This is a genomic window from Vulcanococcus sp. DEBay_Sum29NL08_54 (genome assembly GCF_017859255.1).
GTDB lineage: Bacteria > Cyanobacteriota > Cyanobacteriia > PCC-6307 > Cyanobiaceae > Vulcanococcus.
This window is the reverse complement of record NZ_JAFMNJ010000047.1, coordinates 1-9,338: the sequence shown is the minus strand read 5'-3', so window position 1 is coordinate 9,338 and position 9,338 is coordinate 1. Positions and strand designations below refer to the sequence as shown.

The following is a 9,338-nucleotide window of genomic DNA, read 5'->3' as shown; positions in this document are numbered from 1 at the left end:
CCCCCGCGGACCAACCGCACGAAAACTTCGTCTTCCCTGAAGAGGTTCTGCCCCGTGGTAACGCTCTCTAATCCTTCTCTCTCCGGGATCGGCGGGAAGGACCTCGACTCCACCGGCTATGCCTGGTGGTCGGGTAACGCCCGTCTGATCAACCTCTCTGGTCGCCTTCTCGGCGCCCACGTCGCCCACGCAGGCCTGATGGTCTTCTGGGCCGGCGCCATGATGCTGTTCGAGGTGAGCCACTTCACCTTCGACAAGCCCATGTACGAGCAGGGCCTGATCCTGTTCCCCCACGTCGCCACCCTTGGCTACGGCGTTGGGCCTGGCGGTGAAGTTGTGGATGTCTATCCCTTCTTCGTCGTTGGTGTTCTGCACCTGATCAGCTCCGCCGTGCTCGGCCTCGGCGGCCTGTACCACGCCCTGCGTGGTCCCGAAATCCTGGAGAACTACTCCGCGTTCTTCTCCCAGGACTGGCGGGATAAGAACCAGATGACCAACATCATTGGTTATCACCTGATCCTTCTGGGCGTCGGCGCTCTGCTGCTGGTCTTCAAGGCCATGTTCTTCGGCGGCGTCTACGACACCTGGGCCCCTGGTGGTGGCGACGTTCGCCTGATCACCAACCCCACCCTGGATCCCGGTGTGATCTTCGGCTACCTCTTCCGCGCTCCCTTTGGCGGTGAGGGCTGGATCATCGGTGTGAACTCCATGGAGGACATCATCGGTGGCCACATCTGGCTGGGTCTGACCCTGATCTTCGGTGGCATCTGGCACGTGGTCACCAAGCCCTTCGGCTGGGTGCGTCGCGCCTTCATCTGGAACGGTGAGGCCTACCTGAGCTACAGCCTTGGCGCCCTGAGCTTCATGAGCTTCATCGCCTCGGCCTACATCTGGTTCAACAACACCGCCTACCCCTCGGAGTTCTACGGCCCGACCAACGCCGAAGCCTCCCAGGCCCAGAGCTTCACCTTCCTGGTGCGTGACCAACGCCTCGGCGCCAACATCGGCTCCGCCATGGGTCCCACCGGTCTGGGTAAGTACCTGATGCGCTCCCCCACCGGCGAGATCATCTTCGGTGGTGAGACCATGCGCTTCTGGGACTTCCGTGGTCCTTGGCTGGAGCCCCTGCGTGGCCCCAACGGCCTGAGCCTCGACAAGCTCCAGAACGACATTCAGCCCTGGCAAGTGCGCCGCGCGGCTGAGTACATGACCCACGCCCCCAACGCGTCTCTGAACTCTGTGGGCGGCATCATCACCGAGCCCAACTCGGTGAACTTCGTGAACCTCCGTCAGTGGTTGGCTGCGACTCAGTTCGTTCTCGCCTTCTTCTTCCTGGTGGGTCACCTCTGGCACGCCGGCCGCGCCCGCGCTGCTGCTGCTGGCTTCGAGAAGGGCATCGACCGTCAGGCCGAGCCCACCCTGGCCATGCCTGACCTCGACTGATTCCTTTCAGCGATCGTCCCTCAGCCCTCGCCCTTCGGCGGGGGCTTTTTTTGTGGCCTTTGTGGACAGGACCGGCTCAGCCAGCAAAAGCCTGAAGTCCTGCATATTCTTGAACCATGGTCGAAGCAGCCTCCACCGCCGCCAAAGTTGCGCTAATTCGCGAACGGAAGCGAACAGAACGGTTAGCTCAACTTCGCTCGAACGCTGAAGCTGTTGTCAGCCAGTGTCCAGGCTCCAGCCTCTGGCTGTTTGGATCACTGGCTCGCGGCGACTGGGACGCCTACTCCGACGTGGACGTACTGGCCGTCGCTGGGGACCAGGCAACAGCTGATCAACTGGCAGAGGCTGCTCTCGCCATTGGCATGGCCGATGACGCCCTGGCACTCAGCACAACGGACTGGCTCCAACAGTCACAAAGTCAGGACCCGTACTGGCGGGCCATTGCCAAAGACGCCCTTTGCCTGGCAAAAGGATGAGCCAACGACAACAGGCTTGGCTGCGGCAAGCCAAGAGTGACTTCGAAGTTGGAGAACTCACTCAGTCACAAGGGTTTCACAGCCAGGCTTGCTATCACTACAGCCAAGCGGCGGAGAAAGCCCTTAAGGGACTGCTGATTTCCCTGGGGACACTGCCCCCCTACAGCCATTCTCTGGATCGCTTAGCTGAAGCGATTCGCGAGCAAGGTGTCGATACAGCCTGGATTGATTCACTGCACCTCAAGGCCTTGAGTCGGATGAATAGTGAGACCCGCTATCCAAGAGACGATGAGGCTCCCATCGACCGGTTCGATGCCAACGACTCCGGGATGGCACAAGAGGCCTCCAAGGCCGTCTTGCAATTTGTCGAGTCCGCTTTGGTTGATGCGAGTTAAGCGTTGGTGCTTTGTGGCACTGTTTATCGGCTGAGCGATCAGCAGTAGACGATCAGGCACGCATCGGCAACCTGGGTGGAGCCATTGAGCGCTCTGGTGCAAAGCCAGCTCACCAGTGATCGAATCTGGCGGGTGCTGAACACCGCCGAACGCAACGGTCAACGCTGCGGCGGTCCCGTGCTGCTCTCGGGGCTGGTGGTTGGCGCCGGCATCGTTGAGCTGAGTGCCGGTCCCCTTGGGCAGAACAGTCGCTTCAGCTTGGAGCTGCTGACCTTGCTGGTGCTGCAGTTGGTGGGACCGCTGCTGGTCTCGCTGCTGGCGATGGCGCTGATGATGCCGAACTGGCTGGATCGCGTCGAACGCCACGGCTCCAGGGCCTGGCTAATCAGTGTTCCGGCCTCGGCACTGCTCGCCGCGGTTCTGCTGGTGCTCTTTTTGATCTCCTCGCTCTGCGCGGGGGCGTTGACCACGCCCCGCAGTGACCTGATTGGTGAAGCGCAGGCGCTGCTCAGCGGTGTTGACTTGCAGGATGTCCTGCGGGCCATGCTGCGCTGCTCGTTCTTCCTGGCCGGCATCTGCGCCTGGAGTCAATGGCGGGGCTACCAGGAACTCAAACGCCAACGCCATCCGGCCTTGATGGTCAGCAATCTCTTGATCGAGGGACTGATGGTTCTCTTTGCCCTCAAGCTGCTCTGGATCACGGTGTTGGATCCCATCCGTCTGCAGGCGAGCTCCCTATGACGATGCCGAATCCACCGACGCGGAGTCACGAGAGGCTCCTCTTTCTTGGCTCTGGTGTGCTGCTACTAGGAGCCTTGATCATTGGCTTGGCGCGTGAGCAGCACTGGGGCCAACGCTTTTTGAACCTGCGCTTGGTGGCGGCCAATGCCAGTGGCATCAGGCCCGGCCAGGCGGTTCAGATCTCAGGCATGCAGGTCGGTCAGGTGCGCTCCCTGGAGATGCTGCCCAACGCCAAGGTGCAGGTGAAGTTTCAAATTGACGAGCGATTTGCGCCGTTGGTGGGACCACGCAGCACGGCCAGCCAAGGGCAGCAAGGTCTTGTCGGGGAGCACTTCCTGGTGGTCAGTCCTGATCCGCAGCCCTGGCCGGTGAGCCTGGAGAAGCACGGCATGCGCGACACGACCCTGCCCTATGAGCAACCGCCCGCCATCAGCAGCCTGATGGTGGATCTGCATCAAACCCAGAAGGCCCTGCAGGCCACCTTGAACAACACCACCAAACTCACGGCAGAGGATGTTCCCGACACCCTGCGCGAGATCCGCAAAACCCTCGGGAGCGTCGACAACCTCAGCGGCGTGGTGCAACGGGAGACCGCAGCGACAGCACCCACCCTGCGCAAAACGCTCACGCAAATCAGCGCCACCGGTGCCAGTGCCGAGGCCACCTCCAATCGTGCTCAGCAGGTGCTGGAGCAAACCCAGCCAATCCTGGTGAACACCTTGAAGGAGCTACAGGAACTCAGCAGCATCAGCCGCAAACTGCTGCAACTGTTGGTTGGCATCGGTGGCCTTGAGGAAGCGCCGAAGGACCGTTAGTCGAGCGACTGCATCAGGGCATCGGTCATCCGGATCTCGCAGTTGCTGACGAAGATGCCGAAGCCCGTGCCTTGGAAGGCGATGGAGTTCATGTAAACGCAGGCATTGCGGCGGGCCTGCTGAAACGCAGCCAGCTGATCCTCGGGATCCGCGCTGGTCTTAAAGAAGCCCGTCAGGTTGTCCTTCCAGAGCGTGGGGAACTGACCGCCGGGCATCGCGGCAGCATCCGCTGCCACCTTCTGCATGGCCAGAGCCAAGTCCCGATCCTTCTGCTCAAGAACCTTGGCGATGCACAGCGATGTCTCCACCGTGCTCATGGTGTGAGCACAGGGATTGGGCTGGGCTGCCACTGGCTGGGTACTCCCCGCCAAAGCAGCCAGAGCGAACAGGACAGTGAAGCGGCGTCGTGATCGGTGCAGCATGGTGATCAACCCTCGTGCATGGCATTGCCAAAGCCCTTGCGGATCGGGCCCAGCAAATAAAAGAGCAAGGTGGTGCGGTCCGTGAGGATATCGGCGGTCAGCGTCATGCCTGGCACCAAGAGGTTTTTGCCCTTGGCCTTGCCGGCATACTCCCGATCCAAGGCCACACGCACCTTGTAGTAGGGCTCACCGGTCTTCTCATCCTGGAAGGTTCCAGCTGACACGGACTCCACCTTTCCGGTCACGGTGCCGTAGCGGCTGTAGTCGTAGGCAAGCACCTTCACCTCGACCTTCTGCCCGATCCGGACGTTGCCAATGTCCTTGGGCTTGACCCGGGTGAAGGCCTCCAGGCGCTGACCAATCGGAACGACCTCGGCGACCACACTGCCCGGCGCAATCACCCCGCCGATGGTCTTGATCGTGTAGCTCTTGACGATGCCATCAACCGGTGAGCGCACCTGCAGCCGCTCCAGTTCCCCCAGCTGACGGCCCAGCACGCTCTGGAGCTCGGCCTTCTCACTGGTGACTTTCGCCAGCTGCTCCAGGGTGTCGGTGCGGAGTTTGGCCCGCAGTTCAAAGCGTTGGGTCTCCGTCTCTTGAATCGTTCCGTCCAGTTCCGCCAGTTCGGTCTCTGTGGAAGCGATGCGACGCCGGGCCTCGAGAACGTCGTTGTGGGGGATGGCTCCACTGCGATCCAACTTCTCGTAGGCCTTGGTCTGCTCCTTCAGCAGCGCGACTTCATCGAGGTATTCCCTGCGCTTGGCCTGCAGGGTGGCCAGGCGTTGGTCCGCCAGGGTGATTTGACGGGTGATATCCCTGGCCTTTTGATCCTGGAGATCTCGGAAGGCCTTCTCCACTTCCGCTGAAGGGCGCGTTGGCGTGCGCTGTTTGCTGTTCATCGCCTCCTCCCCGAGAGCCTTGCGCAACTCGCGCTGCTCCAGGGTGAGGTTGGTGATCCGGGTCGCGGTCTGCTGCTCCTGGGAGCCGATCTCCCCTTCGTCGAGCTTGAGCATCACCTGGCCCTTCTTGACCCGCTGCCCCTCGGACACCAGCTGTTGGCGCACAATGCCGCCCTCAAGATGCTGCACCTTTTGGATCTCCCCGGCGGGCTCAATCTCACCGGAGGCCACCACGTAGTCCTGGATCGGGATGATCGCCGAGACCGCAATGGAACCGGCAAAAACCGCCGTCACCCCCTTCAGCCAGCGGAGCAGGTTGGGGGGAACCTGACCGGCCTCGAGGGACAGTGCTTCGCCGCGGCGGCCATGGCCAAAGGCCTGGTCGGAGGGATCCGCTTCCAGGTGCCAGATGGAGCTCTCGTCATCAGAGCGCTTGCGGCTCTGGAGATCGCGGGGGTTCGGGGAGGACAGGCTCATCGGAATTAGGCGGCCTTGGCAGGCGCAGGAGGAAGTTTTTGCTGCGCAGCGATTAACTCCGCAGGGGTACCGGCAAAGGCCACAGATCCTTCCCGAAGGATGACGATCTGATCGGCAATTTCAAGCAGCTCAGGCGCATCTGACACCACCAGCGTTGTCCCCTTGCCGCGGCGCTGGGCCAGGACCTGCAGCAGAGCTCGGCGGTTGTGGGGTTGCAGCGCCCCAAGCGGTTGATCCAGGAGCAGGACAACGGGCTCCGCCAAGAGCAACCGCGCCAAGGCGACCCCCTGCACCTGATGGGGCAGCAGGGCATGGGGACCCTGCAGGGCGACGAGCCGATCCAGTCCCTTGCCCTCCAGCAATTCCTCGAGGGCAAGGGACTGCAGGGCCTGTTGCAGATCCTGATCAGTGAGGAAGGGGCCCGCCAGCAGCAGATTCTCCCGGAGGGTTCCAGGGAAGACCCCAGCGTCTTCAGGCAAGAAGGCCATCGCCTGACGCAGCTGCCCCAAGGGGATCTGGCGCAGATCCGAGCCGTCCAGGGTGATCACGCCGCTGCCTGGGGTGATCTGGGCATTGATCAAACGCAGAACAGAGGACGTGCCTGAGCCTTCCGGCCCCGAGAGCACCACCAGCTGACCTGGATTCACCTTGAGCGAGAGCTGAGCCAGGGTGGGCTCCTGCAGGTTGTTGAGCCGCAAGGTGACGTTCTTAAAGACCAGGGCACCCTTGGGGTTGGGAAGCACCCAGCGCTGACTCAGGCTCGTGCTGGGCTCGACTTCCGAGGCCCCCATGAAGCGGTTCAGGCGCTCGAGGTTCGGCCGCATCTGGGACCAGCGGCTCAGGGCTTGGTAGGCCGTTTGGATCGGGCGGAAGACCCGCCAGACGAAGAACATCGTGGCGATCAAGGTGCCCAGCTCGATGCCGGAATTTCCGGCGATCGCAATGCCAGCGCCTGTGGCCAGAACCAAGGCTCCGGTCAGCTGGGAGAACTCGCCGGTGAGGATCGCCAGCAGTTGCTGCAGCCGCAGTGGTCCGAGCCCCTGGATCGCCGATTCACTGGAGGCCTCCTCCAGGCGGCTGTACCAGCGGCGCTCTCCTCCGGCACGCTTGATCTCAGCGAAGTTCTGGAGCAGATCCAACAGCATCGGCTCCAGGTTGGAGGGGTTGCGGCTGAGGGGTTGCTGCACGGCACGGCCGGCCAGTCCGACGAGGTAAACCCCGCCAAAGCAAACCAGCACCATCAAGACGGTGAGCAACATCAAGGGCACGCTCATCACGGCGATGGCCACCAGGAAGATGCCGATGAAGGGCAGATCCAAAGCCGCCAGCGCCACCGGACCGGTGAGGTAGGTGCGCAGACCCTGGAAGCTGCGCAGTCGGTTGGCCAGGGTGAGCGGGGTGTAGCGCTCCAACTGGGGCAGGCGCAGCAAGAGGACCTTCTCGAGCACGCGGATGCTGAGGAGCAAATCCAGCTCCGCGCCCAGATCAGCCAAGCGGGCCTGACGCCGCTGGGTCAGCCAGAGCTGCAGGAGCACGGCCGTGATGGCGAAGGGCAGCAGCAGGAACAAATCCCCCACCTGCCCGCCAGGGATTTCGATGTTGTAAACGGCGCGGATATAGAAGGGCATCGCCAGCGCCAGCAGGTTGATCAGCAGCGAGATCACATAGAGCTCGGTGATCCCGCCGCGGAAACGCAGCACCTGGGCCTGGAACCATTGCCGCTTCTCGCCAGCTCGCTCCGGTTCAAAGCGGATGTCGTAGGCGTAGTAGGCCTGGTCCAAGGCCAACAAGCCAGCCAGTTGCTCGGCGGTCTGGACCAAGCGGAACTCCCAGTTGGCCTGGTCGGCGCGCAGGGCCAGGGGGTAATCGAGTCGCTGCAGCTGCGCCAGCGGTGTGCGCGCGCTCAGGGGGATGACCGTCCAGCGATAGCCCAGGTTGGCCAGGGTGTTCATCAGATCGACCCCGTCCATGGACTGGGGGGATCCACTGATGGCATTGCGGAGCTGAATGGCCTCGCCTGACCAATCCAGGGCTTCCAGAAGATCCGGCAGCAGACGCGCCGAGGCGGACTCGCTCTGGCGCAGGCGATCAAACAGTGGAGCGATCTCGATCATGGCTGCACCTCCACCAGCTCGCTGGCCTTCCATTGCAGGGTCGGAATGGACGCCGGCAATCCCGGAGGCCAGGCCTCCAGGGCCACCAACTTGGAGGCCTCACACTGAATCCCGAGGAACCACTGCAATTCGGAGGCGGGTAGGTCCACCTGGGAGGTGTCCAAAAACAAGGCCGCAGGTTCATCCAGCAGGGCTGCGATGACCTGGACGCGGAAGCGCAAGCTGCGGCTCAAGGGAAAGTCTTGGGTCTCACCGATCGGCGTCTCGTAGCCGCGCGGCAGAGCCTGAATCCAGGGGGCAACAGCTAACTGCTCACAGAGCTGGGCCGCCCGTGGCCCGAGCTGATCGGAGCGGAAGTGGGTGAGGTTCTCAAGCAACGTGCCCGTGCTCAGTTGGGGGTTGGGCACCAGCAGCCGCAGGCGGCGGCGCAGGAGCGAGCGTTGATAGCTCTGCAGCGGCCGACCGGCGTAGCTGGCGTGATGGGGCAGCTCTCCCTCAAGAGCGGTGATGGACTTCAGCAGAGCCGAGGAGCTATCGACGTCTCCACCGACCAAGGCCAAGGCCCCTCCTTGGGGAAGGGTGAATTGGGGGAGCTCCAGAGATCCGCTGGCTGGGGGTTCATCGCCGACCAGGAGGTTGGGTTCTTGGGGCAGTTGCTCGAGCTGCTGGTAGTCGTGATTGGCTTGCCACTGGCTGGCCTGTTGCCCTTCAGCAGCAAATAACTTGCCCAGCGGCATGGTCACCTGACCACTGAGAAGGGTGCAGGCCGCCAGGGCCCCACTGGAGAGGTCCTGGTTGATCACCATCCAACCGCCGAAGCTGACGATCAGAAGTTGATTGAGTTGGGCAAAGAGGCCCGAGAGGTTTTGCAGCCGGGCCGTGGTCGCCTCCTGGCGAAAGCCTGCCTGGGCAAGGCGCTCCTGCAACGGCTCCAGGCGACGCACCAAGAACCCCTCGAGATTGAAGGTCTTGATCGTGGGTGCCCCCAGCAGGCTGGCGTGCAGGGTTTCATTGAGGCTGGTTTCCAGGCGGTGTTTCTGCTCGATCGCGGCGAGCATCGCCTGGGAGGCCTGGTGGGCGTAGTGAATGAAGACCGGTGCCAGCAGCAGGGGCAGGATCACCAGCCAATGGCCAATCAGCAGCAGAACAAAGAGGTAGACAAGAGCAAAGGGAAGATCAATGCGGCGCACGATCCACTGCTGCTCAAAGACACCCCGCAAGGCCGCCGGTGTACGGAGCTGAGCCAGGCGGGCCTGAAGCGGCTGGGCCTGAACACTGCTGATATCGCTAGCCAAGAGCGAGCGGATCGCTCCCAGCCGGAGCCGATGCTCAGAGGATGCCCCAAGCCAACTGAGAACCCAGGCCCGCAGCCCCTTGAGGACCACATCGAGGACCAGGACAGCTGCCAACAGCATGGTGATCACCGCCAGGCTGTCGCCGGCCTGCTGCGGCAGGACCGAGGTGTAGATGCGGTTGATGTACAGCGGGATCGCCAACACCAACAGGTTGATCGCAATCGAAGCGGCGATCACCACCCGCACCGTGGGGTCATCCAA

At 62.6% G+C, this 9,338-nt stretch carries 9 protein-coding genes and 1 pseudogene; 6 read left to right on the top strand and 4 right to left on the bottom strand.

Features of this window, described 5'->3' with window-relative positions:
- The 6 genes and pseudogenes from QZ186_RS11720 to QZ186_RS10650 all read left to right on the top strand — a co-directional run.
- A pseudogene (locus QZ186_RS11720) lies at positions 1–71 on the top strand (photosystem II protein D2); the annotation flags it as partial.
- On the top strand, positions 55–1,443 hold the full coding sequence (gene psbC / locus QZ186_RS10670; RefSeq protein WP_029626170.1) for a photosystem II reaction center protein CP43: 1,389 nt from the start codon (positions 55–57) through the stop codon (positions 1,441–1,443). The pseudogene QZ186_RS11720 and the gene psbC, both read left to right, overlap by 17 nt.
- A 116-nt stretch (positions 1,444–1,559) precedes the next feature.
- The gene (locus QZ186_RS10665) at positions 1,560–1,919 is read left to right on the top strand and encodes a nucleotidyltransferase family protein (RefSeq protein ID WP_296416740.1); all 360 of its coding nucleotides are present in this window, start codon (positions 1,560–1,562) and stop codon (positions 1,917–1,919) included.
- The gene (locus QZ186_RS10660; RefSeq protein WP_296416739.1) at positions 1,916–2,314 is read left to right on the top strand and encodes a HEPN domain-containing protein; all 399 of its coding nucleotides are present in this window, start codon (positions 1,916–1,918) and stop codon (positions 2,312–2,314) included. The genes QZ186_RS10665 and QZ186_RS10660 overlap by 4 nt, the downstream gene beginning before the upstream one ends.
- 75 nt (positions 2,315–2,389) lie before the next feature.
- Positions 2,390–3,055 (top strand): hypothetical protein, encoded by a 666-nt coding sequence (locus tag QZ186_RS10655; RefSeq protein ID WP_247477311.1) that lies wholly within the window; start codon positions 2,390–2,392, stop codon positions 3,053–3,055.
- A 74-nt stretch (positions 3,056–3,129) separates the two neighbouring features.
- Positions 3,130–3,870: an MlaD family protein gene (locus tag QZ186_RS10650; RefSeq protein WP_296416738.1), complete on the top strand. Its 741-nt coding sequence runs from the start codon at positions 3,130–3,132 to the stop codon at positions 3,868–3,870.
- Here QZ186_RS10650 and QZ186_RS10645 read toward each other — a convergent pair.
- The 4 genes from QZ186_RS10645 to QZ186_RS10630 form a co-directional block, all read right to left on the bottom strand.
- Positions 3,867–4,187 (bottom strand): lysozyme inhibitor LprI family protein, encoded by a 321-nt coding sequence (locus tag QZ186_RS10645; RefSeq protein ID WP_296416737.1) that lies wholly within the window; start codon positions 4,185–4,187, stop codon positions 3,867–3,869. The genes QZ186_RS10650 and QZ186_RS10645 overlap by 4 nt on opposite strands.
- 110 nt (positions 4,188–4,297) lie before the next feature.
- Positions 4,298–5,668, bottom strand: a complete 1,371-nt coding sequence (locus QZ186_RS10640; protein ID WP_296416736.1) for an HlyD family type I secretion periplasmic adaptor subunit — start codon at positions 5,666–5,668, stop codon at positions 4,298–4,300.
- Between the two features lie 5 nt (positions 5,669–5,673).
- Complete coding sequence (locus tag QZ186_RS10635) at positions 5,674–7,782, bottom strand: ATP-binding cassette domain-containing protein (RefSeq protein WP_296416735.1); 2,109 nt, start codon at positions 7,780–7,782, stop codon at positions 5,674–5,676.
- Positions 7,779–9,338: ABC transporter transmembrane domain-containing protein (locus QZ186_RS10630; RefSeq protein ID WP_296416734.1), on the bottom strand; the 1,560-nt coding region annotated here is incomplete at its 5' end. The genes QZ186_RS10635 and QZ186_RS10630, both read right to left, overlap by 4 nt.